This is a genomic window from Lipingzhangella halophila, assembly GCF_014203805.1.
Lineage (GTDB): Bacteria > Actinomycetota > Actinomycetes > Streptosporangiales > Streptosporangiaceae > Lipingzhangella > Lipingzhangella halophila.
Genome location: NZ_JACHJT010000001.1, coordinates 871,682 through 898,496, shown reverse-complemented (window position 1 = coordinate 898,496; position 26,815 = coordinate 871,682). Strand labels below are relative to the sequence as shown.

Here is a 26,815-nt window from a genome sequence, read left to right as displayed (position 1 = left end):
CGAGGCGCGGCCCGCCTACCAGACCAACATCACGCTTCCCACCGATCCCGGTATCCGGTACCGGCCCCGAAGCGGCCCGGTCCGCGCGTCGCGCGGGCGCCGCTGGCCAGGCCCGCGAGAACAGGCCGTTCCGCGCCGCACCGTGCCACCATAGGAGTATGCCCAAGATCTCGGCTCCGACGGTGGCCGCCCACCGGGCGCAGACGCGCGAGCGCATCCTGGAAGCGGTGGCGAGTCTCACGCGCTCCCAGGGCATCGACCGGATCTCCCTGACGGACGTGGCCTCCGAGGCCGGGATCACCCGCACCGCGCTGTACAACTACTTTCCGGACAAGGCGTCGTTGCTGCTCGCTTTCACCGAGCACGTCACAACGAGGTTCGTCGAACGCTACCGGCGCGAACTGCCCAGCGACGCCTCGGCGGCCGAACGGCTGTCGGCGTTCGTCCGGTTCCAGCTCCACGGCCTCGTGGAGCACCCGCACCCCGCGGCCGCCGAGCTTGGCGCGAGCCTTGGCCCCGACGCCTACCAGGCGCTCGCCGACCACGTGGCCCCCATGCAGCACCTGCTCGCCGAGATCGTGCGGCAGGGCGCGGCCAACGGCGAGTTCGACGCGGTTCCGCCCGAGGCCACCGCTAAGCTCACCCTCGCGATGATCGGGGCGCAGCGCGTGCCGCTCCTGCGCGGTGAGACGGGCACCGACGAGGCGCACTCGCTGGTGACCCTGTTCACCCTCCGGGCACTCGGCGTGGGCTCCGAGACCGCGGAACGCGCCGCGCTCCGCCTCCCAAGCGCATAGCTCAGGGTCAGCAATAATCACAGTGAGTCATAGAGGAGCGACCATAACCGGCCGCGTCCCGATATTTCGTGGTTACGGGGTTTTCCGTCGGGCAGAATCGAGCACCGTTGATGTCCGCTCTCCCGGAAAGGACCGCCGCACCGTGTCGCTCGTGTTCATCCTGGCCGGTGCGGTCCTGGTGGTGATCGCTCTGTTCAACCGCGTTCCGCAGCTCGGCTCGGAACCGGCACAGCGGTCCCCGGCGCGGGCCGCCGCTCCGGGCCGGCTCCGGCTGCGGCTGGTGCACGCCCGGCTCACCGAGACCGGGCGCGCGACACTGACCACTGTGGGCGGCAGCGTCCTGATCATCGCGTTCTTCCTGGCGCTCGCCGGAATCTAGCGATGCGTGGCCCACGGCTCCGCGGCCCACGCGCGCGGCCCGAAGCGCTCAGCCGAACCGGTGGGCGAGCGCGCGCGCCGCGCCGGTGGCAGCCAGCGCACTCGTGACCGCCGCGCCCACGGCCAGCGCCCGCCTTCCCTGACTGCGCCGTTCCGCATCGCGCACCGCCGCGGCGCGGTCGTCGGGGCCGAACGCGCCCGCGCACAACGCGGGGTCGAGCTCCAGGGGGCGCCAGCGGTGCGGCCACACGGCCAGCGGCCCGGCGACGCTTTCCCGGGCCGCCGAGGCCGGCAGCGACCCCCGCGGAGACGTGCGCGCCTTCAACCGGAACGAGCCGCCGAGCGCCGCGCTGTTCCGGCCGGCGGCTCCCGGACGCGCCGGGCGCGCCGGCTGGGGCCCCACGTAGCGGAACTCGCCCGGGGCGTTCTGCAGTAGTTCGGCCAGCAGCCGGGCAACTGCGCGCGCCTCGCCGAGGGCGGAGTGCCGGGCAGTGGGCCACCGCCCGTTGAGGGCGTAACTGGCGCGGGCCAGCGAGTAGCCGTCGAGGTCGACCTGGGAGCGCAGCGTCCGAAGCGTGCACAGCCCCGGCAGCCCGCGGGGCAGGTGTGCCGGCAGAAAGTCGGTGTCCAGGAAGCGCGCCGTCATCGCGAGGCCGTGTCCGGCCACGACCGCGCCGGCGAACAGCTCCGCGAGGTCCGGCACAATCTCGGCCGCCTTCGGAGCACCGATGACATCGCTGGGCCCGATCCCGTTCATCCCGCGCCAGGCGACCGATACCGACGGCTCGACCAGGGTGCTGAACTCGCGCGCCACCACTCCGTCGGCACGCATCCGCAGCACCGCGATCTCGCAGACCCCCACGTCCGGGGCGGGTTCCGGGCCGGTTGCCCGCACCCCGATGACCGCGTAGTCGAGGTCGCGCGCGCGGCGGCCGTGCGGGCGCCGGGTGAGCGCCCCCAAGCTGAGCGCCCGGCGGCCCGGGTGCCCGTCGTTCAGCAGCACGTCGCTCCCTGTCTGGTCGGGTGCGGCCGGTCGGCCCGGCTCCGGGGCCCGACCCTATCCAGTGGTGGGGCGCCGCACGCCGAACCCGCCCGGGATAGCAAGTGGTGTCCGGGACGTTCCACACAGCATGGCCCCAATAAGGTCATTCGCGTACATCAGGCGACCAACTCCGCGATTCACGGTTCCGGGAGGCACGATGCGAGAGAGCCCGCTGCCCGAGTACGTCTCCCTCGTCGAGGTGGTTCGTGGCGGCTTCCGCGAAGGGGTGCACTACGGCGCCGCTGTCGGGCTCACGGCATCAGGCGAGATCGGCTACTCCCGGGGCTCGGTCTCTACCCCGATGCTGCCCCGCTCCGCCGCCAAACCGTTCCAGGCCGCGGCGGCGCTGCGGGCCGGCGCCGGCCTCGGGGACCGCGAGCTCGCCGTCGCGGCGGGCAGCCACAGCGGGCAGGGCATCCATGTTGCCGCCGTCGAGAAGATGCTGGCCGACATCGGCCTCAGCCCTGACGCGCTGGGCTGCCCGGCCGCCTGGCCAATGGACCGCCGGTCGTACCGGGCGCTGCTGCGCGCCGGCGGCAGCCCGAGCAAGCTGCAGATGAACTGCTCCGGCAAGCACGCCGCGATGCTGGCGGCGTGCGTCGGGAGAGGCTGGAGCGTCGCGGACTACCTCAGCCCCGGCCATCCGCTGCAGGTCCTGGTGCGCGAGACCATCGAGGAGCTGTGCGGCGAGCCCGTGACGCACACGGTCACCGACGGGTGCGGCGCGCCGCAGATGGCGGTAAGCCTGTCCGGCCTGGCCCGCGGGCTGCGGGCGATGGCGCACGCTGTCGAGGGCTCCCCCGAGGCGGCCGTGCTGCGGACCATGCGGGACTTCCCCGAGTACGTGGCCGGCGAGGACCGCTCCGACACCCGGCTCATGCGCGGGTTGCCCGGGCTGGTCGCCAAGATCGGCGCCGAAGGCGTGCTCGTTCTGCTCGCTCCGGCGGGCGAGACCGTCGCGGTGAAGATCAGCGACGGGGACCCGCAGTCGCGCGCCCGCACGATGGCCGGGCTGACTGGGCTGCGGGCCCTCGGGGTCGACATCGCCCCAGTGTCGGGCATGCTGAACGTGGACGTCCTGGGCGGGGGCGAGCCGGTCGGCAATGTCCGGCCGATCAGCTCGACGTGAGCAAGAGAAGGAGAACGGGATGCGTGAGGTCGTCGTCGCCGGTGCGGGTCTGGCCGGGCTGAGCACCGCGGAGGCGCTGCGTGCGGCGGGATTCGACGGCCGGATCACCCTGGTGGGCGAGGAACACCACCGGCCCTACTCCCGCCCGCCGCTGTCGAAGGAGATCCTCACGGGCGTGGGTTCGGAGCGGAGCCTGCCGTTGCGCGCCGACGCCGACCTCGACGCGCTCCAGCTCGACCTGCGCCTGGGGCGGCGCGCCACGCGGCTGCGCCCGGCAGATCGCGCGGTGGAGCTCGACGACGGCACAACGCTCGGCTACGACGGCCTCGTGATCGCCACCGGCGCCCGGGCCCGCCGCCCGGACACCGGCCTGGCCGGGGTGCACGTGCTACGCACCGTCGAGGACGCCGAGGCGGTCCGCGCGGCGTTCGACCACCACCAGAGCATGGTCGTGGTCGGCGCCGGGTTCATCGGCGCGGAGGTCGCCGCGAGCGCGCGCACCGCCGGGCTCGACGTCACTCTGATCGAGGCGGCGCCCACCCCGCTCACCCGCGTTGTCGACCCGCGCGTGGGCGACGTGCTGACCGAGCTGCACCGCGATCACGGCGTCGACCTGCGGCTCGGCACGGGAGTCAGCGGCTTCGAGGGCGCGGGGCACGTCGAGCGGGTGCGGTTGGCCGACGGCAGCGCCATCGAGGCCTCCCTGGTCGTCGCCGGCCTCGGCGTCGAGCTGAACACAGAGTGGCTGCACGGCTCCGGTGTCGACCTCGCCAACGGGATCGGCGGCGTGCGGTGTGACGCGTTCTGCGAGACGTCGGTGCCGGGGGTCTACGCGGTCGGTGACCTCGCGAACTGGCCGCACCCGCGCTACGGCGGCCGGCTTCGGCTGGAGCACTGGACGAACGCCGGGGAGCAGGCCGACGTTGTGGCGCGCAACCTGCTGGCCGGCGGTGGCCCCAGGACGGCCTACACCCCGGTCCCCTACTTCTGGTCCGATCAGTACGGCCGGAAGATCCAGTTGCTCGGGCAGGCCGCGCCGGCCGACACCGTGGAGTTCGTGCACGGCTCACCCGAAGACCGCAAGTTCGTGGCGTTCCTCGGCCGCGGCGGCGTACTGGTGGGCGTGCTGGGCCTGCGCTCCACTCCCAAGGTGATGCGCTACCGCCCCCTCCTGGCCGAGACCACGACGTGGGAGGGGGCGCTGTCGGCCGCCGGGCTCACCCCTCGATCGTGATGGCCTGCATCGGGCACATCCGCGCGGCCTGCTCGACCGTGGGGCGCAGGTTCTCCGGCGGTTCCTCCTGCAGCACGTCGAGGAAGTCGTCCTCGTCCACCTCGAACACCGATGGCTCGATACCCATGCACACCGCGTTGCTTTCGCAGAGGTCGAAGTTGACGTTCACCCGCATCTGAGGCTCCTCACTCGTTGGCTGGGGCGGCTTTTGCCCTATTGTCGCGGCCGTGGCCGCGGTAGTCAGGTATCCACCGGCCAGCGGCGCGCGAACCCGTCGGTGGCCTCAATGAGGTGGTGCAGGATGCCGGGCTCGCTGAAGGCGTGGCCGGCGTCGTGGACCAGGTGGAAGTCCGCCTCGGGCCACGCGCGGTGCAGCTCGAACGCCGTCATAGCGGGCGTGCAGACGTCGTAGCGCCCCTGCACGATGACGCCGGGGATGTCGCGGAGCTTCCCGGCGTTCTCGATCAGCTGGCTGGGGGCCAGGAAGCCGCCGTGCGCGAAGAAGTGGTTCTCGATCCGCGCGAAAGCCAGCGCGTACCGGGACTCGGCGTGGTGCGCGCGGAGGTCCTCGTTGGGCAGCAGGGTGATCGTGGACCCCTCCCAGACGCTCCACGCCCGTGCCGCCTCCAGGCGCACCCGCTCATCGGGAGAGTTCAGCCGCTTGGCGTAGGCGCCGATGAGGTCGTCGCGCTCCCCCTCAGGGATCGGCTCCAGGTAGGACTCCCAGAGGTCGGGGAACATGAAGCTGGCGCCACTCTGGTAGAACCAGCGCAGCTCCTCGTTGCGCAGTGTGAAGATACCGCGCAGCACCAGCTCACTCACGCGTTCGGGGTGCTCCTGGGCGTAGGCCAGCGCAAGGCAGCTCCCCCAGGAACCGCCGAACACCTGCCAGGAGTCGACACCGATCATGGTGCGCAGCAGCTCCATGTCCTCGACCAGGGTCCAGGTGGTGTTCGTGGACAGATCGACGTCCATGCCGCTGGCATGCGGGGTACTGCGACCGCAGTTGCGCTGGTCGAACAGCAGGATCCGGTAGCGCTCGGGGTTGAAGAGCCGCCGGTGGTCCGGCGAGCACCCGGCTCCCGGCCCCCCGTGCAGGAACACCACGGGCTTGCCGTTGGGGTTGCCGCAGAGCTCCCAGTAGATCCGGTGCCCCTGGCCGACATCGAGCGTCCCGGAGTCGTACGGCTCGATGGCCGGGTACAGCGTGCGCATGGAACAGACTGCCCTTCTTCGGTTACGTGGCCGGTGGTGTTCGAAGGAAAGCGGACGGTGCGCGGGGCGCGGTCAGAGCCGGTCGAGCAGCTCCGTCTTCTTGGTGCTGAACTCCTCGTCGGTGAGCAGCCCCTCCTTGTGCAGCCGGCCCAGCTCCCGGATCCGGTCGTAGATGAGCTGGGTGCCGTCGTCGGAGTCGGCGGCGGTGACCGCTGGTGCCGCGGCCTCGTCCCGAGGCCGTAAGTGGGCGGTTATGGCCGCGGCCATAACGAGGGTCTGCGCCTGCCCCTTGCTGCCGTGCGTGCAAAGACACGTGAAGTCCTGCTCGGGGTCGGCCATGGCCGTGGTGACTGCCCCGTGGGGGACGACCCGCAGGAACCCGACCTCCATGGCCTGTTGGCGCTCCCACTCGACCTTGGCGATGTCCGCGACCGCGAACTCCCGTGTTCGCTCGTTCCCCTTGCTGGTGCTGGCCAGCCACCCGTTCCACCGGAATCGCACGGTTTGGCCGTCGAAGAAGCCGTCACCTTCGGCGGTGAGTGCCCGCAACGGGAGGGACGGAACGAGACCACGGGCCACCTGCGCCGCGTCGGGAGCACTGCCCAGCTCGACCTCGCTGGCAACAGCGCGCTCAAGCTGGTCGGCGAAATACTCGGCCAGCAGCTCGGAGTCGGAGTCCCCCTTCAGCAGGAGCGGGTCGCTGTCGTCCTCGGGGGACGGGTTGACCGCGGAGTAGGGGTTCGCATCCTCGATGAGGCGCAGTCGCAACCTCCAACCGGCCTTCTGGAAGCCGGGCTGGAACTCCACGGACCGCACGGCGGCGATCGGCACCCGGCACTCCCCCAGGGCGCGGAGAAGGGCGGGCGTGCGGCGGTGCGTGCGGTAGCGGAGCCGCACCGTCTCGCCGTCGAACCGCCACGTGCCCTGGTTCCCCTGCAGCTCGTCCATCGTGGCTAATCCTAGGCATGGAGGGCGGTACGGGGCATCCGCGCGGCGGGCGGTACCGGAGACCGCGATGATATCGGCGAATCATGGGTAGGTGACCCGCGTTACAGCTTCAACGCGGAGGTATCCACCCATGTCGAGCACGGCCACTCGGGCTTTCCGCTCCGCCCGTGACCTACTCCTGGACCGCCGCGAGGACCAGCCGCTCGCGCGCGGCGAGTTCGCCTGGCCCCGGCCCGAGCACTTCAACTGGGCCCTCGACCACTTCGACGTCGCCGCCACCGAGCACCCCGACCGCCTGGCGCTGTGGATCATCGACGAGGACGGCACCGAGACAAGGCTGACCTACCGGGAGCTCGCCGAGCGCTCCGACCAGCTCGCCAACTGGCTGCACTCCCAGGGGGTGCACCGCCATGACCGCATTCTGGTCATGCTGAGCAACCAGGCCGAGCTGTGGGAGACCACGCTGGCCGCGATCAAGCTCGGCGCGGTGCTCATCCCGGCGACCACCCTGCTGACCCCGGCCGACATCACCGACCGGATCGAGCGCGGCAATGTCGCGCACGTCATCGCCAACGCGGCGGACACCCCGAAGTTCGACGGTGTGCCCGGGCACTGGACCCGGATCGCGGTGGGCTACATGGAGGGCTGGCTCAGCTACTCCGACTTCGTGCACGCCGGGCTGGACTTCGCTCCCGAGGGGCCCACACGCGGCGACGACCCCCTGCTGCTGTACTTCACCTCGGGCACCACCGCCCAGCCCAAGCTGGTGGAGCACACCCACCTGTCCTACCCGGTGGGCCACCTCTCGACGATGTACTGGGTGGGCCTGCGGCCGGGCGACGTGCACCTCAACATCTCCTCGCCCGGCTGGGCCAAGCACGCCTACAGCAGCGTCTTCGCCCCGTTGAACGCCCAGGCCACGGTGCTCGTCGTGAACCAGAGCGGCTTCGACGCCGCGCACCTGATCGAGCGGATCGTGCGCTGCGGCGTCGACACGTTCTGCGCCCCACCCACCGTGTGGCGGATGCTGATCCAGGCCGATCTGGGCCGGTGGAACGTACCCATCCGCGAGGCCGTAGCCGCGGGCGAGCCGCTCAACCCCGAGGTCATCGAGCAGGTGCGGCGCGCCTGGGGGATCACGGTGCGCGACGGGTTCGGCCAGACCGAGACCACCATCCAGGTCGGCAACGGTCCCGGCCAGGAACTCCGGGTGGGCTCGATGGGCCGGGAGATGCCGGGTTACACCGTGGTGCTGGAGGACCCGGTCACCGGTGACCCCGGCGAGCAGGGTGAGATCTGCCTCGATCTGGCGGAGTCTCCGGTCGGCCTGATGACCGGGTACCGCGACAGCGACGAGCGCACCAAGCACGTCATGCGCAACGGCCGCTACCACACCGGGGACGTCGCCTCGCGCGACGCCGACGGCTACATCACCTACATCGGGCGCACCGACGACGTGTTCAAGGCGTCCGACTACCGCATCTCCCCGTTCGAGCTGGAGAGCGTTCTCATCGAGCACGAGTCCGTGGCGGAGGCCGCCGTCGTGCCCTCCCCCGACCCCACCCGGCTCAACGTGCCCAAGGCCTACGTCACCCTGTCCGAAGGTGTTCCCCCGGGCCCCGAGGCCGCGCACGACATCCTGGCTTACGCGCGGGAGAACCTCGCGCCGTACAAGCGGGTGCGCCGCCTGCAGTTCGCGGCCCTGCCCAAGACGATCTCCGGCAAGATCCGCCGCGTCGAGCTGCGCGCCAGCGAGGAGGAGCGCGGCGTAGTGGCCGAGGGCGCCCGCAACCCGGACGAGTACTGGGAGGAGGACTTCCCCAACCTGAAGTCCTGACCGCGCAACCGGGCGGCCCCGGCCCGAGCCCGCGGGCCGGGGCCGATCATGCTGCGTATGCTGTTCCTGTTCACACGGTGGTGGCGCGTTCCCGGCGCGGCGGCTCCGGGGAAGGTCCACTACACGTGATCCCTTAGTGTTCAACTGGATGCACGTGGGAGAGGAAACAGGGACGGAAATGCCGAGTACCAACGACACCCGGGTCGACAGCTACAAGCCGCTGGTCGCACCGCAGGACATTCTCGCCGAACTGCCCATGGGGCCCGAACGCGGAGCGCTCGTCGAGGATGCCCGTACCGAGGTCAAGCGGGTACTCGACGGCGACGACGACCGGTTGCTGGTCGTTGTCGGGCCCTGCTCCGTGCACGATCCCGAGTCCGCGATCGAGTACGCCGAGCGGCTGCGGGACCTCATGCCCTCTGTCAGCGCCGACCTGCGCATCGTCATGCGCGTGTACTTCGAGAAGCCCCGCACCACGCTCGGCTGGAAGGGTCTGATCAACGACCCCGCCCTCGACGACAGTTTCGACGTGCACCGCGGCCTGCGCACCGCGCGCAAGCTGCTGCTCGACATCGACTCGCTCGGCATCCCGGCCGGCACCGAGTTCCTCGACCCGATCACGCCGCAGTACATCGCCGACGCCGTCGCGTGGGGCGCCATCGGTGCCCGCACCACGGAGAGCCAGGTGCACCGCCAGCTCAGCAGCGGCCTGAGCATGCCGGTGGGCTTCAAGAACGGCACCGACGGCGATGTCCAGGTGGCGGTGGACGCGTGCGGGGCGGGCGCCGCCTCGCACACCTTCTTCGGGGTCGACCCGGCCGGCGCGGGCTCGGTCGTGGTCACGAAGGGCAACCCCGACTGCCACGTGATCCTGCGCGGCGGCCGCCCCGGGCCGAACTACGACGCCGCGAGTGTGAACGCCGCGCTGGACACCATCGAGGGCGCCGGCCTGCCGCGCCGGGTGATGATCGACGCCAGCCACGCCAACAGCGGCAAGGACCACACACGCCAGCCCGGCGTGGCCGAGACCATCGCGGCCCAGATCGCCGAGGGCCAGCGGAGCATCGTCGGGGTCATGCTGGAGAGCTACCTGGCCGAGGGCGCGCAGAAACTCACCGACCCGGTTCAGCTCACCTACGGGCAGAGCATCACCGACAAGTGCATGAGCTGGGAAACCACCGAGGAAGTCCTGGCCGGCCTGGCCGAGTCCGTCCGCGAGCGCCGCAAGACGAGCTGACCAGGTTCGTGCGCGGGCTCCCGTGGTAGCCTCGGAGCGCTTCGCAGCTCCGGTCGCTAGCACGCAGGTGGTGCGGACACATTCGAGCCATAATGTGGCGCGTCCGGCAAGGTCGCACCCTGGGAGTGCCAGTTGAACGTTGAGACCTCCGGCCAGCCCGGCGGATGGGGACCGCACCAGGCTCCGCCGCGGCGCCGCTCCAACACCGCGCTTGTGGTGACCCTCATCAGCGTCGGCGTGGTCCTCGTGCTCGGTCTCGTGGCCGCGGGCGTCATCATGTTCTTCGTGCTGAACGGGAGCGACGACGCCGCCGAGCGCGGCGGGCCCGGGGGTGTGACGCACGACGACGCCGCCGAGCACGGTGGGCCTGAGGGTGTGACGCACATCGAGGGCGTGCAGTACTTCGAGGTCGAGGCCACCCACACCGAGGACCCGGTCGACTACGCGCAGACCCCGCCGGCCGGGGGCGAGCACCATCCCCAATGGCTCAACTGCGGTGTCTACACCGACCCGGTTCCGGCCGAGCACGCCGTCCACGCCCAGGAGCACGGCGCGGTATGGATCACCTACCAGCCCGACCTGCCGCCGGATGAGGTGGAGCGGCTCACCTCGCTGCACCGGAACGGGTCCTACCTGGTCATCAGCCCTTACCCCGACCTGCCCGAGCCCGTTGTGCTCTCGGCGTGGAGCAGCCAGCTCGCCGTTGACTCCGCCGAGGACGACCGGATCACCGACTTCCTTGAGGTTTACGAGCAGGCCGAGTTCGCCCCCGAACCCGGCGCGCCGTGCAGCGGCGGAGTCGACCCGTAACGGAGCGGAACCCAGAGGTCCTGGAACGTGGGGAAAAACCGGACGCAGCAAGCCTACGACCGCTCTCCTTCGGACACGCGTTGCTCGTCAGCGATGCGTGTCCGTGGCCGTGGCGCCACTAGAGTCCTGATCGGCCGCGACGCCCGTAGGCCCGCAACCCCGCCGATCCTGCGGAGAACAGCCCTTCAACAGCGAAAATAGGGCCACTTTCGGCAATCCCAGCGGGAAATTCGCGTAATACGACGCCGCCGATGCAGCCACCCCGACTCTGGTTCGCTTTTGACCGGACTCGGCCCCTCACTTGAGGCAGTCGTTTAGCCACGTTACGTTCTAAACAGCTATTAGTCACTCACCCCGCTATTTGCATGACCTTTCAACCACCATCGCCATGGTCAGGAAAACGAGTCCATCTTTGTAGGATGCTCCCTCGTACACGCATTTTTCTGGTGCGGCCGCTCCTGACCATCGCGCACCCCAGTCCGCATCCCCAACTCTCCCCCTGCTCTCATTGACTGAAAAAGGAAACACCGTGGACCGTGGCGCGTCGCTGACCGAATATGCTGCGGTAATCCTCCTGGTGGCAGCGATCAGCACGACGGTAATCACCTCAGACATCGGCACCAGCGTCACCGACCTGATCCGCGGCGCCCTATGTTCCGTCAAGGGTGAACAGGAGTGTTCCGATCCCACCACCGCGAGCGAGGAACCCGACCCGGCCACCGATCCTGATCCGCAGACGCACCATCCCCCCGAGCAGCCGGATCTGCCGGAGCAGCCAGAGCAGCCGTCCCAACCGGACCTGCCTCAGGATGTTCAGGCCCAACCCCAAGTAGGGGACGGGGTGCTGGACAATGCGACCTATGCGAACGTGGTGCCCGCGGCCCACGGCGGCAACGCCGATGAGTCGCAGGAATGCGAACCCGGCGGTCCCGGCACCGATCACGACCGTCAGGATACTGGTAGAGACGCCGCCAGCAGGGGAGATGCTTCGGAGGGACCCGGTCTGGAGAGCTGTGGCACGCCCGCGCCTTCGGAAGAGGGGCTTGGCGACCCTGAATCCGGAGAATCCGTCGATGTGCCCGAGCCACCACCCTTTGAGCCTGTGGACGAGGGTTCCGGCGAGTGGGGATCGGAGAACAGTAAGACGAACGTGGCCCGGCAGACCCACGTCCGGTTGGCCGCCGAGGCCGGGGCCCACGCAGTGTCCGGTTCGATGCCGAACGCCTCGCGTAATCTCCTACACTACCTCGGCAACAGCGGCGAACCCCTGGAACAGGATGTCGAGCAGATTTTCGAGGACGTTCCAGATTTCGCGAGCACGGTGGACGAAAGAAATGAGCGCGTCATCACCGACGCAGTCAACGAGGCTCAGGACGCCGAGATAGACGAGCCGACGACCTATCCGATCAGCACTCCGTGGTCAGGTTATTCTATCGGAGACGGCAAGAGCTCGGACTGGTACCGAGCCCTGGGTGGGATCATGTACAACATCACCGGGCAGGTGACCGTCTATCCGCCCGACGACCCCGACGGCGAGTACCGATACGAGATGGAAACCACGACGAACATCCGAGACACCTACAACTGGGACGCCGATAAAGCTGCAAATGTCGGCCCCTTCAAAATCGAGGACGATACCCTCGGGGCCCTGCACCGTGCGGGGCTTGCCCGGGAATACCTGTTGCACGGGAGCTCCGATACGGAGACACGAGAGGGGACGGTCGAATGAACCGGAAAACACCCCTAACCCTGGGAGCTCTCGCAGCGATCGCACTCCTTTTCGGATGCAGTCCGGCGAGCGATAGGAACGAAGAAGAGGAAAAGGAACCCCTTCCCGAGGAGACCCCAGAGGCGTTCACGGAATTCAGCGACATACAGCTTCCCGAAAATCCCGAGAAGCTGGAGATCAGCGTCGACCGAAATGAGTTCGACAAACCGCGCTACCGGATTCACATGACCGGGACCCTGGACGACGTCGACGAGGTGTGCGGGCAGGTGGGGAACTACCTGCCACACGTCAACGAGGAGACTGTCGACGCGGAAGCCGAGGAACTCGATGTCCCGAGCGACGAGATCGAGGACGTGGACCTGGACTACGTCTACGGCTGTGATGCGGTGATCCAGTCCAGCGGGGCCGATGTCAATGCACTGGTGCTCAAGCCCGGCGAGGACGACAACGGCACCGCCACTCTGTATCTGCACGCCGAACCCTTCCAGACATGATGAGACGCACCCTCCTCGCAGGAATCACAGCCCTTCCCCTGGTCGTGTCCTGCTCGCCCGATGTTCCGCAGGTGAGCGGCGAGTTCGGCGACCCCCCGACCATCGAGGCGCCGTCAACCACCCCGGACGAAGCCGCGCACGAGGTCGCCATCGACGGCGACGGCCCCAAAATAGACGAGGGGTCGCTGATCGCCGTCCAACTGCTGACTCACCCCGTCGCTGAGTCCGGTGAGCTGGAAGACCCCATCGCTTCCTCCTTCGAGCAGGACAGCGAAACCCTGCTCACACACTCCGAGTTCACGGAACTCTTCCCGGAGGACGACGGCCCGGACGGACTCCGTGTCGGCAGCCGGGTCGTCAACGTCCTGCCCGCCGGGGAAACGGACGGCCGTGGCGGGGACGGAACGTCCAACTCCGCCCTGATCTCCGTCATGGACATCGTGGACGCCTACCCCAGCGACGCCGAGGTCTCCGGGACTCCCGACGAAGACCTGGCGCTCGACAACGGCGTCGACCTCAGCGATCCCAGCAGCCCGGCACCGCAGGACGGCGCCCAACCTCCCGAGCAGACCCGCGCCCTGCCACTGGTCAAGGGAGATGGACCGGAAATACCGGAGCAGGGCCAGCTCGTAGTGCAGTTCAGAGGACTCACCTGGGAGGACGGAACGGTCTTCGACACCACATGGCAGGGCGGGCAACCACCGATCGCCCTGCCACTGGGGCAGGACGCCATGATCGATGCCTGGGATACCGCGCTTCCCGGTCACACCGTTGGCAGCCGGCTGCTGCTCCTGGTGCCTCCCGAGGAGGGCTACGGACCCGAGGGCAACCCCGATGTCGGGATCTCCCCCAACGAATCACTGATCTACGTGATCGACATTCTCGGTGTCCACTGAGCGGTTCCCACCCCCTACCGATCTTGTGTGCGAGAACAGCCCTTCCACAGCGAAAACAGGACCGCTTTCCGCGAGACCAGCGGGAGAATCGCGGAGTACGACACCGCCGACGCAGCCGCTCCGCCGTGCGAGGCTGTCCGGGAATACCTGGCGCACAGGCGCTCCGGGCCCCAGGCTACGAGAGGACGGCTGAATGACCCGGAAAGCACCCCTGGCCTTGGGGGCTCTCGCGGTGACCGCGCTCCTTTTCGGATGCAGTCCGGAGGTAGACAGGGTCGGAGAAGAGGAAAAGGAACCCCTTCCCGAGGAGACCCCAGAGGCGTTCACTGAGTTCAGCGACATACAGCTTCCCGAAAATCCCGAGGAGCTGGAGATCAGCGTCGACCGCAACCGGTTCGACAAACCGCGCTACCGGATTCACATGACCGGGACTGTGGATGACGTCGACGAGGTGTGCGGCCAGGTGGGGAACTACCTTCGACGTTCCAAAGAGGACTGGCTCGAATCGGAGGCCGAGGAACTCGACGTTCCGACCGACGAGATCGAGGACGTGGACCTGGAGAACGTCTACGGCTGCGGTGCGGTGATCCAGTCCAGCGGGGCCGACATCGATGCACTGGTGCTCAAGCCCGCCGAAGACGACGGCGGCACCGCCACCCTGTATCTGCACGCCGCACCCTTCCAGACATGAGTGGGGCTCCCGACCCCCATACGGCAGTACTCGGCCCGACCCACCCAAAACAGTCACTCAAGCGCACCGTGAAAGACCGGTTCCCCCTGTGCCCGCGCGACCCGAAAACCCGGTGCCCGCGAACTCCGACGCACGCTAGGATCGCGCCAGCGTCGGCCGGTGCGCAGGCGCCGGATACTTCTGGTAGGACCGCCAAGGCGGGCCGGGGCTGGCCTCCGGCCCGCCGAACGGTCCTAACCACCCGCCGGCTCCGACTCGATCTCGGCCGACGCCTGTGGCATCGCGGCCGCACCGGTGCGCAGCCCCCGGATACTTCGCCACTATGTTCAGGGAGTGCCGCTGGGCGAGCGGCGCCCGGCTACGTCCGGGAATCCCGCTCCGGAGGCGACTCGATCTCGGTGCGGCCGCGATGCCGCGCGCTCCCGGCCCCGCCGGGCCTGTCCGCGGGCAACCGCGCAACCGGGGGCGCGAACCCGGACCATCATCCGGCGCCGGAACCCCTCCCCCGCCGCGAAAAAACCGGTTGGACCGGGTATCCATTTCCGATAACTTACTCACGACGCACTTCCCGGTGCGAAGACGACGGATACTTCTGGTGAAATCACGGGGCCCTAATGGCCCAGAACTCGCCTTTTCTGGCGGGGAAGGCCGTCGTCGTTCATGACCTCGGGAGGGGTGTCGTGACAACGTGGTTGTGGGCGCCCGGTGCGCAGGCAACGGATACTTCTTGTATCGAGCGGTCGCGGGTTCGAATCCCGTCTCCCGCCTTCGTGGCGGGTGTAGCTCAGGCCGGTAGAGCACTCGGCTTTCCGTCCGTCGCCGACCCGAGACCTCGGGCGTCCCTTCCACGCTGGCCGCGCGCCCGCTCCCGGTGCCCATTCCCGGACCACAGCGCAGAGGCGCGCCATGGCCAAGTTCAACCGTGTCACCCCGATCCCGCAGGGCCGCACCTACGAGGGCGCGCCCGGCTACCAGCGCGACACCCGCACGGAGCTGTTCCTGCTCGCCGTGTCCACGATGGTCGGCGAGCACACGTTCTACGAGGCCGCCGACGAGCGCGACGAGCGGTTCCGCACGCTGGTCGCACGGCTCGCGGTGGACGACATCGAGTGGCTGGCCCAGCTGCTGGCCTGGCTGCGCCAGGAGGGCAACCTGCGCTCGGCGCCGCTGGTCGGGGCGCTGGAGGCGGCCAAGGCGCGGCTCGACGCGGGCGCGCACGGCCACAGCCGGCAGCTCGTCGCCTCGGTGCTGCGGCGCGCCGACGAGCCCGGGGAGGCCCTGGCCTACTGGACCGGCCGTTTCGGCCGGTCGGTTCCCAAGCCGGTGAAGCGCGGCATCGCCGACGCGGTGACGCGGCTGTACTCGGAGCGTTCGCTGCTGAAGTACGACACCGACAGCCACGCCTTCCGGTTCGGCGACGTGTGCGACCTGACGCACCCGGCGGCGCGCGACACGCGCCAGGGGGCGCTGTTCGCGCACGCCCTGGACCGGCGGCACAACCGGGAGAACGCCATCCCCGCCGAGCTGGGAACACTGCGGGCCCGGGAGGAGCTGATGGCGCTGCCGGTGGCCGAGCGCCGTGCGGTGCTGGACCGGCCGGACGCCGCCGAGGTGCTGGCGCGGGCCGGCGTGACCTGGGAGGCGCTGGCCGGGTGGTTGCAGGGCCCGATGGACGCGGGCGCGTGGGAGACCGTGCTGCCGTCCATGGGTTACATGGCGCGGCTGCGCAACCTGCGCAACTTCGACCAGGCCGGTGTCAGTGACGAGGCCGCCGAGCGGGTGGCGGCGCGGCTCGCCGACCCGGACGAGGTCGCGCGGTCCCGGCAGCTCCCCATGCGGTTCCTCGCCGCCTACCGGGCCGCCCCCAGTCTCCGCTGGGGCGCGGCGCTGGAGCGGGCCCTGGGCCACGCGCTGGGCAACGTGCCGGAGCTGGCGGGGCGCACCCTGGTCCTGGTCGACCAGTCCGGTTCGATGCGGGGTCGCATGTCGGCGCGCTCGGAGCTGACCAACGCCCAGGTCGCGCAGATCTTCGGCGCGGCCCTGGCGCTGCGCTGCGAGCACGCTGACCTAGTGCAGTTCGACAACGTCAGCGAGGCGGTGGAGATCGGCCGCGGCGACGCGCTGCTGCGGGTGCTCGACCGGTTCTGGGGCGGGCGCGGCGGCACGAACACCGCGGCGGCGGTGCGGGAGCACTTCCGCGACCACGACCGCGTCGTGCTGGTCAGCGACGAGCAGGCCTGGGGCGGCCGGCAGGGCGAGGAGCCCACCCGCGCGGTCCCGGACCGTGTTCCGGTCTACACCTGGAACCTCGCCGGGTACCGCTACGGGCACGGCCCCGTCGGCACCGGTAACCGGCACGTGTTCGGCGGCCTGTCCGACGCCGCGTTCCGGATGATTCCCTTGATCGAGGACGGTGAGCGGAACCGCTGGCCGTGGGAGACCGAGGCCGTCGCGGCGTAGGGCCGCGGCAGCCAGTTGCCGTGCTGATCCTGTCCGCGCGGTCACTCTCGGCGCCGAGAGTGACCGCGCGGACAGGTTCGGTTCCGGGAACCCGGGCTAGGCGGGGGCGGCTCTGGGGCCCGCCGCTGACCGCCCGCGACCGAACCACGCCAGGAAGGCACCGATGACCAGCAGCGGCCCGGCGATCAGCCACGCAAACGAGACCGCGATGAACCCGCCCACACCGGCGAGTAGGAGCAGCAGCGCGGACGTCCTGGGCGCGCCGTGCGCCAGTGCCCCGCCAACAATCCCGAGCACCCCAACGAACACAGCGGCGAACCCGAGCCCGACGATGCTCCCGGCTCCCTCTGCGGCGAACGCGGCACCCACACCGCCGATGAGCATCGCGATGATCGCGCTGATGATGCCGAACACGCCGCCGATGATGCCCAGCACCAACGCTGTGGTGAGCTTCCCTGATGATCCCGTTGTTGCGGACATGATGGTCCCCTCTTCCCGCCCGCGTTGACACCTCCGGAGCGGCCCCAGGTTTCCGGGAGTTCCCGCTGCGCTACGGGCCTGGCGTCCGGGCGAGGGATTACCTCGTGCGAGCCTCGTTCCCACTCCTGAGCAGCGAAAACGGGACCACCGGCCCAGCGTTACCAAAAGAGTCGGTGTTGGTCCCCGTGACCTGGTGGCGGACACGCCGACAAGCGGGCCTGGGTGGTCCGGCACAGCCAGTCGCCGTGCTGAACTTGTCGCCACGGTCACTCTCGGCGCCGAGAGTGACCGTGGCGACAGGTTCGGTTCCGAGCGTCAGCGGAAAGGCGCGTCTCCGGTCGGGAACTCGGCCCACACGGCGGTTCCCAAGTCGGTGCAGAAAGGGAACGGCACGACCGGGAAGGTGCCCCAGGAGGCGGCGATGGACTCGACCAGCAGCAGGCCGCGGCCCCGCTCGGCGTCCCGCCATTGCTCGTCGGTGCGCTGGTGCGGGACCTCGGGTGCGGTGTCGACCGCGCCGTCGTCGACGATCACCAGCCGCAGCGTGCCCGGGGCGGCGACGTAGAGGGCACGCAGCACCCGCCCGCCGGGCTCGCCGGAGCCGGTGTGCTCGACGGCGTTGGCGAACGCCTCGCTGGCGCACAGCGTGGCCGTCTCCACCAGGTCATCGCCGAATCCGGCGAGGTCCGCGCGCAGGTCGGCGCGGACCCGGGACGTCTGGGCGAGGTCACCGGAGTAGAGGCGGGACGCCCACCGGCGCCCGGAGCGGACGGATGCGCTGGGGGTGTGCGGCACAATGGACATGTCGGCAACTCCGTTCTGTGCGAAGTGGGGTGGTTGCTGGCCGTGCTCTGGGGGTGTGGACGCACCCGCCAGAGCTTTCGTGTGTACGGCCCCGTGCGGGCGGGGTTCAGTCGGCGGCCGCGCGGGCCGCGGTGTCGAAGGCGTAAGGGGCGGCGGCATCGGCCGTGGTAGCCGTGTTCCCGGTGGTGATGGCCGGGCGTGTCTGGGCCGTCTGGTCGATGGTTCGGTCCAGCAGGCGCAGAGAGGCGTCGGCGGGTAGGGCGGCGCCCTGCAGGGTGGCGAACAGGTCCACGTAGCCCTTGATGTGGGTGGCGTCGGTGACCAGGTGGCCGGGGCCTCGGGGGTGCGGGGTGTAGGCCAGGGCGTGGCGGGGCGAGAACGACAGCGTCCAGAACGCGCCGCGCAGACCCGGGTGGTGCGGGGTGCCGCTCGGGATGACATGCACCGTGATGTAGGAGGCTCGCGCGAGCCGGCGCAGGTGGGCGAGCTGGTCGCGGGTGGTCTCGGCGGACTCGACGGTGCGGTGCAGCGCCGCCTCGTCCAGGACGAGGCAGTGGAACGGCGGCCCCGAGCCGCCGGCCATCAGCCGGGGCAGGCGCGGGCGGTCGCGGACCAGGTAGTTCGGCTCCAGGGGGCGCTCGGCGCGGTCGAGAGCGCGGGTGTAGGACTCGGTCTGGAAGTGCTCGGGGATGACGAGCGGCGCGAAGGCCCGGATCTGGCCGGCTTCGCGGTGGAGCTGGTCGACGCGGGAGCCGGCGCGCACGTGGTGGCTGATGTAGACCTGCGCCCAGGCGTCGACCAGGACGCCTTCCGCGCCGAACTCGCTGTCCAGGATCTCGATGACACGGAGGCCGGGGTCCTCCTCGCCGGCCTCGACCTGGCGGAGGGTGAACTCGCCGACGTGGGCGCGGGAGACGAGGTCAGCGAGAGGGATAGCGAGCTTCTCGCGGGCCGTGCGGATGCGCGAACCGAGACGGGGCCAGTCGGGGCGAGTGGTTGGGGGATGTGTCCCTTCCCCTGCGTGTATCTGCTGTGTCCTGGCCATCAGATCCCTCCCAGGAAGACGCTGCACCGGGTGTGAGTTGGTGAATTCGGATAGCTACCATGGTGCACCAGGAGTAATTACTCTGGCAATTACTTTCAGATAATTACTCGAAGCATTGGGGATGCATCGGGAGGACCGACATACTTGCGGTGCGGAGACAGAGAGCACGGAGCAGGGAGCATGACGGATGAGCCAAGATCCGCAGGAGCAGCACAGCCCGATCGCCAGTCGGCTGTGGCTGGGCACGATGCTCCGGGACCTCCGGGAAGAGGCAGGACTGACCGGCGCCCAGGTCGCACGGGAGCTGGGAGTGCACCCTCCACGGGTCTCGAATATCGAGAAGGGGAAGTCGATCCCCAGCAAGATCGAGCTGGCCAAGTTGGCGGAGCTGTTCTCGGTCCCGGAGGACCTCACAGACGGGCTTCGGGAACTCGCCTCGAACGCTCGCCGGAAGAGCTGGACCACGACCTACGAGGATGTGCTCCCGGAGAAGTACGAGAAGTATGTGGGCCTGGAGGAAGTGGCGGTCAGCCTGAAGGACTGGCACACGCACATGATCTGCGGCCTACTCCAGACAGCTGAGCATGCCCATGCCCTGTTCGCCGAGCTGAACCCCCATGCTGCGGAGCATGACCGAGAGCGCCTGGTCGAGCTTCGACTCCGACGCCAGCAGGTGTTGGATCGCACACCTGAACCGCTACAGCTCTGGTCGATCATGGAGGAGCACGTCCTCCGTCGGCCTGTAGGTGGCCACGAGGTCCACCATGCGCAGTTGCAGCATCTTCTCGACATGCAGAAGCGGCCCCACGTGACGATTCAGATCATCCCTACGTCCTTCGGCGCTCATACAGGGCTGGACGGCCCGTTCTCGCTGCTAGAGATCGGCCCGAGTTATCCACCCATCGTCTACATCGAGACGCGGGGCGGAAACCTTTACAAAGAGGGGATAAGGGAGATATCGCTCCACAAATCCACGTACGACCAGCTTCAAGGGGCAGCGCTGCCGCCAGTAGAGTCAACGAAGCTCATTGAGACGATCATGAAGGAGGCCGCATGAAGCGCTCCGACTTCGACCAAGAGGCAGCGGTCTGGTTCAAGTCGAGCTTCAGCACCGGATCCGCGAACTGCGTCGAGGTAGCCCACGTCCCAGCATCGTTTTGGAAATCCTCCTACAGCGCAACTGAAAGTCACTGCATCGAGGTAGCCGACTGGAACACCGGCGGCGCCATCCGCGACACCAAGCACCGGGACCTGGGGGCATTGGCCTTCCCATCAGCCGAGTGGCGCGCCTTCCTCTCCGCCGTCAAGGACGGCGGCCTCTGACCGCTCGGGCCGGAGCCAGCGCGCCACCCCTCCCCCGTCAGGTCACGCGCCTCCCGCTCTGAGTACGACGCCCACCAACCGGTCGGCGGCGTCGGGCTTTCCGTGCTCCCGGGCGTTCTCGGCGACGGCGGCGCGCCGCTCGGAGTCGGCCAGCAGCGGCTCCAGCTTCTCCCGCAGGCGTTCCGGCGACACCTCGTCCAGCAGTGCGCGTGCGGCGCCCGCCTCCTGCAAGTGGCGGGCGTTGTGCCGCTGCTCGTCGCCGGCCGACGAGGCCAGCGGGATGAACACCGCCGCCTTGCCGAGCGCGGTCAGCTCGGCGATCGTCCCGGCGCCGCTGCGGGAGATCACCACGTCGGCCAGCGCCAGCACATCGGGCAGTTCCGGGCCGACGAACGCGGTCACGTGGTGGCGGACCGCCAGCGCGGGGTCGAGGTCCCGCGTCGCCTCGCGCAGGTCGTCGACGTTGGCCTCCCCGCACTGGTGCACGACGTTGGCGCGCTCCAGCAGCCACGGCAGGAGCTCGCGGACCGTGGTGTTGATCTGCACCGACCCCTGCGCACCGCCGGTGACGTAGACCGTGGGCAGCTCGGGGTCGTGGCCCTCGAAGCCGAGCCCTTCGGCGCCCCGGTCGGCCTTGCCCTCCAGCACTTCCGGACGCACCGGATTCCCGGTCACTACCGCGCTCGCGCGGGCCGAGCCGGGCAGCAGCTCCAGCGTGGACTCGGAGGTGACCGCCATGCGGGCGCCCGCACGCGCCAGCACCTTGTTGGCCAGCCCCAGCAGCACCGTCTGCTCGTGCACCACCAGCGGCCGCCCGCGCAGCCGGGCGGCCAGGCCCACCGGCACGGCGACGTAGCCGCCGGTGGCCAGCACGGCGTCGGGCCGGAAGCCGGACACGACCCGGAGCGACTGGAAGACTCCGCGCAACGCGCTTCCCATGTCCCGGATGTTCTCCGGCGACACGAGCTTGAGCGGATTCTTCGACCGGCGCACCTTGCCCGTGGCGACCGCCCGGAACGGGATGTCGTTCGCGGTGGCCACCCGGCCCTCCAGACTGTCCTCGGCGCCCACCCACAGCACCTCAAGCCCGCGCCCCTGGGCCTCCAGCCGCGACCGCAGCGCGTTGACGGCGGTCAGCGCGGGATAGGTGTGGCCTCCCGTCCCCCCGCCGGTGACGATCAGTCGCATATCGCGCGCGGAATCGGTGTCGTTCACTCTCGTCCTCTCTCAGTGGCAGCGGCGTTCCCTAAGACGCCGCGCGAAGGGGATTGGTGCCCCAGATGGCGGGGAGAGCCGCATCACTCACTCGGTGGCGCCCTTCCCTTACAGGTAAGGCAGCCGTATCCGGGGCCGCCGTGTAACGATCTGGGTACCGGGCACGTCAGTAGATCCGAATAGCCCCATAACGAGGAGCCCTCATGGAGCGCCCTTGGGACGTCAACCCTTCCGCCCGATTCAAACGACGGCTCGGCAAGACCGCGGCTGAACTTGGCGACAGTCGAGTCGGCAAGGACTGCCCCGAGTTCTGGGAATTGGACAACGGCGACGTAGCCGTCATTGGCCGCGACGCTACCGCGCTGCTAGCCGATCGCATCCCCGACGATGTCGGCATGGCACCGGACGAACGGATCGTCGTCATGCCGGGCGATCAGTTCCGCTCCACCATCCCGGACGTTATCGATGACTGACAGCATCTTCGATCAAATCCGCGCGGCCGAGGGCATCGTGCTCGACCGCTCGACCTATCACGCCGACAGCGACCGGGAGCAGGAGAAGCTCGACGACGGCGTGATCTGGAAGCTCGAACGCGCCCAGTTCTTCAACGAGGTGGGCGACTCCGCATGGGACGCTTTCGTAGCTGGCGACTGGGCGCGGGTCATGGAGATCTTCGAGAGCGAGCGCGAGGCGATCCGGAAGGATGTACGCGACAACGCCGCACAAGGGCTGGAGTTCCGGCGGGTACGAATCGTCGAGGACCCACCTACGCCGTATCTTCGGTGGGAGTCCCAGAGCCACCGGATCTTCGTGGAATGCGGCCATGCGATCCGAGCGCTCGACGCTGCGGAAGTGGCACCTCTTGAAACCACGGCACAGCTTCCGGAGCTGATGGTCTACGGGCAGCGCGTCCTCTATCAAGTTCGCTACGACGACCAATGGACACCGATCGGGGCCAAGCGGGTCAACGACGCGAGCCTGGTGGACGGAGCGGCGACGGCAATCGCTGAGCTGTGGGAGCGGAGTGAACCGTTCCTCGACTACTTCGAGCGGGCGATTTCAGGGCTCTCCGTCCCCCGGATCACGCGGAGCGACTGACTAGAGTAGGCGGGTGCGCAATCGAGACGAGCGAGCGGCGACCAGCACGCGATATCTGACCGTCATCCTGCTCATAGTGGTGGTGAGTGTCGTGCTCGTCGCCGCATCACCGCTGGCACTGGGACTGTTCGGCGGCGCGAGCAACGAGTGGGAGCGGCTCAGCTTCATCGGCCAGACCTATGGCGCGGTCTCGGCGCTCATCGCGGCGTTCGCGCTCGTCGGGATCATTCTGACGCTGGTTTACCAGGCGCGCGACACCCGGCGCGCGATCGAGGAGACACGGCGCCAGGCCATGAGTGACCTGCTGCGGATGGCCATGGAAGATCCCGATCTCGATGCCTGCTGGGGACCGGTCCCGGCCGATGAGGACCCGAGAGTCCGTAAGCAGCAGCTCTACACGAACATGATCATCTCGCAGTGGTCGAGTGCTTTCGAGACCGGCGCCCTCCCGGAGTCGCGGCTGCGCGCGGTCGCCGCCGAGATGTTCCAGGGGGAAGTCGGCTACTCCTACTGGACTCAGGCACGCGAAGCCCCGTCCATGACCGAGGGGACCCGGCGGGAACAGCGCTTCGTGGAAATCCTCGACGAGGTCTACCAGCAGACGCCCGCGCCCCGAGCGCAGGTGTCGCAGGCTGAGGCGCCGCCTCAGCCTGCGACACCGCAGCGACGGAGCTGGCGGACCCACGCGCTCACAGCAGCCGCGGGCGCGGCAGCCGGCGCCCTGGCGGCCGGCGCGGCGGCCGCCAGGCGGAAACGGCCGAGTGCGCGCCCGAAGCGCGGACCGATGCGGTGGTTCACCTATCGCTAAGCGCGGCGTTGACGCGCTCTCGCACCTCCGTGGCGCGCGGGTCGGGAAACGGGGCCAGTAGGGCGCTCGCCTCTTCCCAGTGCCTCCGGGCGTCCGTTGGCCTTTCCGTATCGGTGAGGGCTGCGGCCAGGTGGTCGAGCGCGACAGCGAGGTGCCACCGATCCCCGAGCTCGCGGTGGGTCTTGGCGGCTTGCAGGTGGAACTTGGCCGCTTCTTCCGGCTGGCCCAGCTCCCGGTACGTCTCGCCGGTGCAGTCGAGAGCCATCGCCTCCCGGCTCTGGTCGCCAAGCGTCCGTTGGATCACCGCGGCGCGGTGGAGCGGCTCCAACGCCTCGGGCTCGCGGCCGAGGGAGCGGAGCACCCGCGCATACGCCACGAACCAGTGGGCGAGCCAGACCGAGTTCCGCTCACCATGGGCGATGTCCAGCGCGGATTCGATCGAGTGGAGCGCCTGTGCGGTGTGTCCGAGTTCGCGTTGCGCCATGCTCAGGAAGAACAGCGAGTTCCCTTCCTGCGCCCGATCGCCGATCTCGCGCTGGAGGGCGAGTGCTCGGGCGAGATGCTCCACCGCCTCGCCGAGGTGCCCGAACTCGTACAGCGTCTCGCCGAGATTGCTGGACAGTAGCGCTTCCCAGCGGGGGATGCCGAGCGCACGGAACATCGCCAGACTCTGCCTGAAGTAGGCGAGGGAATCGTCGAGACGCCGGTGCCGCAGCCCCAGCAGGCCGAGGGCGTTCGTCGACACGGCCTCGCCGAACCGGTTACCGGTCTCGCGCCGTATCTGCAGCGCGGCGAGGTGGCACTCCTCCGCTTCGGCCAGGCGGCGCGCCTGAAAGTGGGCCTTGCCGAGGCTCTCCAGCGCCTCTGATTCGCCGTACCGGTTGTGCGCCGCGCGGGCCGCGGCGAGGCCGGCCCGGGCGGTGGCGAGCCAGTCCTCGAACGCGTTCTGGTGCATGAGGACACTGCGGAGCACGGCCGCCAGTTGCCAGGCTGTCTGGTGCAGCCCGTTCTGGCCCGCGGCCTTCGTGGCCGCCACCAGGTTCTCGCGCTCGGTCTCGAACCACGCGCTCGCGGCCGTCTCGGTCGGGAACCGCAGAGGCGCGGACTCGATGGGCTCGGTGATGGCCACCGTCCGGTTGAACGGCATGAATGTCGCCAGCGCGGAGTCGGCTGTGTGCAGGTACCAGTTGAGGAGCCGGCGCAGCGCCGCGTTCCGGTCGTCCTCGGCTTCGAGCTGGCGGACCTGGTCGGTCGCGTAGGCGCGAAGCAGGTCGTGCAGTTGGTACCGGTCGGGACCGGACTGTTCCAGGAGGTTCGCACCCACCAGCGCGTCGAGCAGTTGCCGGATGCGGTCGGAGGTGCCCAGGAGAGCGCCGGCCGCCGAGGAGTCGAAGTCGGAGCCGGGGTGCAGCCCCAGCAGACGGAACAGCCGGGCGGCGTCGTCGGTCAGCGCACGGTAGGACCAGGCGAACACGGTGCGCACCGCGTCCGCTTCCTCGTCGTCTCCGGCGGTCAGGGCGTCCCAGAGCGCCGACTCGTCGCGCAGGTCCTGGATGAGCTCGACCAGCGGCATGAACGGCCGGCTCGCGGCACGCTCAGCGGCGATGCGTAACGCGAGTGGGAGACGGGCGCACAACGACGCCAGCTCCCGCAACTGCTCGGGCGTGTCCCCGTCGCGGTACTCGACCGTGACGCGCCGCAGCAGCGCCACCGCATCCGAGTCCGGCAGGATACCCAGGTTGAGGCGCCGGCCCCCGTCCCTGGCGACGAGCCCGGAGAGCCTGTTGCGGCTCGTGACGAGCACCAGGCAGCTCGCGGTCCCCGGGAGGAGCGGCCGGACCTGGGTACTGGTCGCCGCGTTGTCCAGGACGAGCAGCACGCGTCGGTCGGCAAGGTGGGAGCGGAACAGTGCAGCGCGTTCCTCGGCATCGGAAGGGACCGCGGCGGGACTGACGCCGAGGGCGCGCAGGAACCGGTCGAGGGCCTGCTCGGGTGTCATCGGTGTGCCGGGGTCGTGGCCCTTGAGGTTGATGTACAACTGGCCGTCGGGGAAGCGCCCTCGGACCCGGTGCGCCCAGCGCAGCGCGAGCGAGGTCTTGCCGACCCCGGCCGTTCCGGTGATCACCACAAGGGACTCGCCCGTATCGCCGGAGAGGACGCCGTCGAGGTAGTCCAACTCGGTCCGGCGATCGATGAAATGCCGGACGTCGGCCGGCAACTGCCGCAGCGGTCGCCCTTCGGAAGGATTCGCGCCGTGGAAGTGCACGCCTCCATGCACATCCCTGGCCTGCACGATGTCAGCCGAGTCGGCCGGTTCGGACCTGTTGACGTGGTGCGGCCGGTCATCGTCTTCGCTGCGCTCCATGGCCGTTCCTGAGCCTTACTGTCCGACCGGAGACTCCAGGGGCGCGACCTCCCGGGCGAAGAACTCGTCCAGCGGCTCGCCGACGGTGTAGAGGCGTTCGATGAACCGCTGGCACTCGATGATCAACGCCCGGTCCGTGAAACGGTTGGCGGCCTCCAGCACCCCGTCCTGGTCGTAGACCGCTTCGTACATCACTTCGGTGCCCAACGTGTAGATCTCCGGCAGAGGGCCCCGCTCCTCCAGAGCGGCGATCTGCGGTTCCTCGACGACCCTGGTCAGTCCGCCGTACTCGTGCCGCAGCACCAGGACGTTCAACTCCCATTGGAGATAGGGCGTGATGGGTTTACCGACGATGCGCACCCGGCGGTTGATGAAACCGGAATCCGCGACGCGCTGGAAGTACGCACTGAGCTCGTCTCGTTTCTCCTGGATCAGGCGAACACACTCGTCCCAGTCGCCCGCCGCGAAGGCGCGCCAACTGGGCTCGTTGGGCTCCTTGAAGGTCTGCTGCCGCTCCAGTTTCCAGAACCCCGGTTCTTTGGTCTCCCAGAAGCGCCTGGTGAAGTCGGGCCAGTAATCAGCGAGGGCCAGCCGTTCTCCTGAGTTCTTCAGCTCGTCAAACATCCGGTATGTCAGCTTTCGCCGCGAGGATCGCGGACCGGGGAATTATGACCATGCTCTCGCCCGGGTCGATTGATACGCCCCGCGGAAGACGACCTTGGTAGCTCGTGGTGAGATCAGCACCGATCACCGCTATGTCGCCGTTGTCGAGTTCCCAGA

Annotated in this window: 27 protein-coding genes; 17 read left to right on the top strand and 10 right to left on the bottom strand. The window is 69.2% G+C overall.

What is annotated here, in order from left to right; genetic code table 11:
- Positions 1 to 158 precede the first annotated feature (158 nt).
- Both F4561_RS04185 and F4561_RS04180 read left to right on the top strand, forming a co-directional pair.
- Positions 159 to 797: a TetR/AcrR family transcriptional regulator gene (locus F4561_RS04185; RefSeq protein WP_184574946.1), complete on the top strand. Its 639-nt coding sequence runs from the start codon at positions 159 to 161 to the stop codon at positions 795 to 797.
- 142 nt (positions 798 to 939) lie between these two features.
- The gene (locus F4561_RS04180; protein WP_184574944.1) at positions 940 to 1,176 is read left to right on the top strand and encodes a hypothetical protein; all 237 of its coding nucleotides are present in this window, start codon (positions 940 to 942) and stop codon (positions 1,174 to 1,176) included.
- Positions 1,177 to 1,224: 48 nt separating this feature from the next.
- Here F4561_RS04180 and F4561_RS04175 read toward each other — a convergent pair whose 3' ends face one another.
- Positions 1,225 to 2,178: a 3'-5' exonuclease gene (locus F4561_RS04175; protein ID WP_184574942.1), complete on the bottom strand. Its 954-nt coding sequence runs from the start codon at positions 2,176 to 2,178 to the stop codon at positions 1,225 to 1,227.
- Between the two features lie 196 nt (positions 2,179 to 2,374).
- Here F4561_RS04175 and F4561_RS04170 point away from each other — a divergent pair, with 196 nt between their 5' ends.
- Both F4561_RS04170 and F4561_RS04165 read left to right on the top strand, forming a co-directional pair.
- Positions 2,375 to 3,346: an asparaginase gene (locus F4561_RS04170; RefSeq protein ID WP_184574940.1), complete on the top strand. Its 972-nt coding sequence runs from the start codon at positions 2,375 to 2,377 to the stop codon at positions 3,344 to 3,346.
- Positions 3,347 to 3,365: 19 nt separating this feature from the next.
- Positions 3,366 to 4,580, top strand: coding sequence for an NAD(P)/FAD-dependent oxidoreductase (locus F4561_RS04165; RefSeq protein WP_184574938.1), 1,215 nt, complete (start codon positions 3,366 to 3,368; stop codon positions 4,578 to 4,580).
- Here the strand turns inward: F4561_RS04165 and F4561_RS04160 are convergent.
- The 3 genes from F4561_RS04160 to F4561_RS04150 form a co-directional block, all read right to left on the bottom strand.
- Positions 4,564 to 4,755 carry a ferredoxin gene (locus F4561_RS04160; protein WP_184574935.1) on the bottom strand — a complete coding sequence of 64 codons (192 nt, stop codon included), beginning with the start codon at positions 4,753 to 4,755 and terminating at the stop codon, positions 4,564 to 4,566. The two genes, F4561_RS04165 and F4561_RS04160, sit on opposite strands and share 17 nt — an antisense overlap.
- Before the next feature lie 65 nt (positions 4,756 to 4,820).
- Positions 4,821 to 5,795 (bottom strand): prolyl aminopeptidase, encoded by a 975-nt coding sequence (gene pip, locus F4561_RS04155; protein ID WP_184574933.1) that lies wholly within the window; start codon positions 5,793 to 5,795, stop codon positions 4,821 to 4,823.
- A 72-nt stretch (positions 5,796 to 5,867) separates the two neighbouring features.
- Positions 5,868 to 6,743 carry a DUF4429 domain-containing protein gene (locus tag F4561_RS04150; protein WP_184574930.1) on the bottom strand — a complete coding sequence of 292 codons (876 nt, stop codon included), beginning with the start codon at positions 6,741 to 6,743 and terminating at the stop codon, positions 5,868 to 5,870.
- A 130-nt stretch (positions 6,744 to 6,873) separates the two neighbouring features.
- Here F4561_RS04150 and F4561_RS04145 point away from each other — a divergent pair, with 130 nt between their 5' ends.
- The 8 genes from F4561_RS04145 to F4561_RS04110 all read left to right on the top strand — a co-directional run bounded on the left by F4561_RS04145 (position 6,874) and on the right by F4561_RS04110 (position 16,897).
- Positions 6,874 to 8,580 carry an AMP-binding protein gene (locus tag F4561_RS04145; RefSeq protein ID WP_184574928.1) on the top strand — a complete coding sequence of 569 codons (1,707 nt, stop codon included), beginning with the start codon at positions 6,874 to 6,876 and terminating at the stop codon, positions 8,578 to 8,580.
- A 178-nt stretch (positions 8,581 to 8,758) separates the two neighbouring features.
- On the top strand, positions 8,759 to 9,817 hold the full coding sequence (locus F4561_RS04140; protein ID WP_184574926.1) for a 3-deoxy-7-phosphoheptulonate synthase: 1,059 nt from the start codon (positions 8,759 to 8,761) through the stop codon (positions 9,815 to 9,817).
- 132 nt (positions 9,818 to 9,949) lie between these two features.
- Positions 9,950 to 10,627 (top strand): thioredoxin-like domain-containing protein, encoded by a 678-nt coding sequence (locus F4561_RS04135; RefSeq protein WP_246437132.1) that lies wholly within the window; start codon positions 9,950 to 9,952, stop codon positions 10,625 to 10,627.
- Between the two features lie 508 nt (positions 10,628 to 11,135).
- Positions 11,136 to 12,356: a hypothetical protein gene (locus F4561_RS04130; protein ID WP_184574924.1), complete on the top strand. Its 1,221-nt coding sequence runs from the start codon at positions 11,136 to 11,138 to the stop codon at positions 12,354 to 12,356.
- Complete coding sequence (locus F4561_RS04125) at positions 12,353 to 12,850, top strand: hypothetical protein (protein ID WP_184574922.1); 498 nt, start codon at positions 12,353 to 12,355, stop codon at positions 12,848 to 12,850. The genes F4561_RS04130 and F4561_RS04125 overlap by 4 nt, the downstream gene beginning before the upstream one ends.
- Positions 12,847 to 13,746, top strand: coding sequence for an FKBP-type peptidyl-prolyl cis-trans isomerase (locus F4561_RS04120; RefSeq protein WP_184574920.1), 900 nt, complete (start codon positions 12,847 to 12,849; stop codon positions 13,744 to 13,746). The genes F4561_RS04125 and F4561_RS04120 overlap by 4 nt, the downstream gene beginning before the upstream one ends.
- A 193-nt stretch (positions 13,747 to 13,939) precedes the next feature.
- Positions 13,940 to 14,437 (top strand): hypothetical protein, encoded by a 498-nt coding sequence (locus F4561_RS04115; protein WP_184574918.1) that lies wholly within the window; start codon positions 13,940 to 13,942, stop codon positions 14,435 to 14,437.
- Between the two features lie 906 nt (positions 14,438 to 15,343).
- Positions 15,344 to 16,897, top strand: coding sequence for a TROVE domain-containing protein (locus F4561_RS04110; protein WP_184574916.1), 1,554 nt, complete (start codon positions 15,344 to 15,346; stop codon positions 16,895 to 16,897).
- 96 nt (positions 16,898 to 16,993) lie between these two features.
- Here F4561_RS04110 and F4561_RS04105 read toward each other — a convergent pair whose 3' ends face one another.
- The 3 genes from F4561_RS04105 to F4561_RS04095 all read right to left on the bottom strand — a co-directional run bounded on the left by F4561_RS04105 (position 16,994) and on the right by F4561_RS04095 (position 19,226).
- Positions 16,994 to 17,377, bottom strand: coding sequence for a DUF4064 domain-containing protein (locus tag F4561_RS04105; protein WP_184574914.1), 384 nt, complete (start codon positions 17,375 to 17,377; stop codon positions 16,994 to 16,996).
- Between the two features lie 315 nt (positions 17,378 to 17,692).
- Positions 17,693 to 18,181, bottom strand: a complete 489-nt coding sequence (locus F4561_RS04100; RefSeq protein WP_184574913.1) for an ATP-binding protein — start codon at positions 18,179 to 18,181, stop codon at positions 17,693 to 17,695.
- Positions 18,182 to 18,287: 106 nt separating this feature from the next.
- Entirely contained in the window at positions 18,288 to 19,226 is a 939-nt protein-coding gene (locus F4561_RS04095; RefSeq protein ID WP_184574911.1) for a helix-turn-helix domain-containing protein, read from the bottom strand.
- A 187-nt stretch (positions 19,227 to 19,413) separates the two neighbouring features.
- Between F4561_RS04095 and F4561_RS04090 the strand changes: the two genes are divergently transcribed.
- Together F4561_RS04090 and F4561_RS04085 are read left to right on the top strand one after the other, a co-directional pair.
- Positions 19,414 to 20,283 (top strand): helix-turn-helix domain-containing protein, encoded by an 870-nt coding sequence (locus F4561_RS04090; RefSeq protein WP_184574909.1) that lies wholly within the window; start codon positions 19,414 to 19,416, stop codon positions 20,281 to 20,283.
- Complete coding sequence (locus F4561_RS04085) at positions 20,280 to 20,549, top strand: DUF397 domain-containing protein (protein ID WP_184574907.1); 270 nt, start codon at positions 20,280 to 20,282, stop codon at positions 20,547 to 20,549. The genes F4561_RS04090 and F4561_RS04085 overlap by 4 nt, the downstream gene beginning before the upstream one ends.
- 42 nt (positions 20,550 to 20,591) lie before the next feature.
- Here F4561_RS04085 and F4561_RS04080 read toward each other — a convergent pair whose 3' ends face one another.
- Positions 20,592 to 21,737: a UDP-N-acetylglucosamine--N-acetylmuramyl-(pentapeptide) pyrophosphoryl-undecaprenol N-acetylglucosamine transferase gene (locus tag F4561_RS04080; protein WP_184583153.1), complete on the bottom strand. Its 1,146-nt coding sequence runs from the start codon at positions 21,735 to 21,737 to the stop codon at positions 20,592 to 20,594.
- A 230-nt stretch (positions 21,738 to 21,967) separates the two neighbouring features.
- Here F4561_RS04080 and F4561_RS04075 point away from each other — a divergent pair, with 230 nt between their 5' ends.
- Genes F4561_RS04075 through F4561_RS04065 form a run of 3 tightly spaced genes read left to right on the top strand, consistent with a single transcriptional unit; the run spans position 21,968 to position 23,670 of the window.
- A complete protein-coding gene (locus F4561_RS04075) occupies positions 21,968 to 22,237 on the top strand; it encodes a hypothetical protein (protein WP_184574905.1) in 270 nt (89 codons plus the stop codon).
- Complete coding sequence (locus F4561_RS04070; RefSeq protein ID WP_184574903.1) at positions 22,230 to 22,862, top strand: DUF6879 family protein; 633 nt, start codon at positions 22,230 to 22,232, stop codon at positions 22,860 to 22,862. The genes F4561_RS04075 and F4561_RS04070 overlap by 8 nt, the downstream gene beginning before the upstream one ends.
- Before the next feature lie 13 nt (positions 22,863 to 22,875).
- Positions 22,876 to 23,670, top strand: a complete 795-nt coding sequence (locus tag F4561_RS04065) for a DUF6082 family protein (RefSeq protein WP_184574901.1) — start codon at positions 22,876 to 22,878, stop codon at positions 23,668 to 23,670.
- On the opposite strand, the gene F4561_RS04060 is transcribed toward F4561_RS04065, so the two are convergent.
- Together F4561_RS04060 and F4561_RS04055 are read right to left on the bottom strand one after the other, a co-directional pair.
- The gene (locus F4561_RS04060; RefSeq protein WP_184574899.1) at positions 23,657 to 26,035 is read right to left on the bottom strand and encodes an ATP-binding protein; all 2,379 of its coding nucleotides are present in this window, start codon (positions 26,033 to 26,035) and stop codon (positions 23,657 to 23,659) included. The two genes, F4561_RS04065 and F4561_RS04060, sit on opposite strands and share 14 nt — an antisense overlap.
- Before the next feature lie 15 nt (positions 26,036 to 26,050).
- Entirely contained in the window at positions 26,051 to 26,659 is a 609-nt protein-coding gene (locus tag F4561_RS04055) for a DUF6879 family protein (protein ID WP_184574897.1), read from the bottom strand.
- Positions 26,660 to 26,815: the final 156 nt, after the last annotated feature.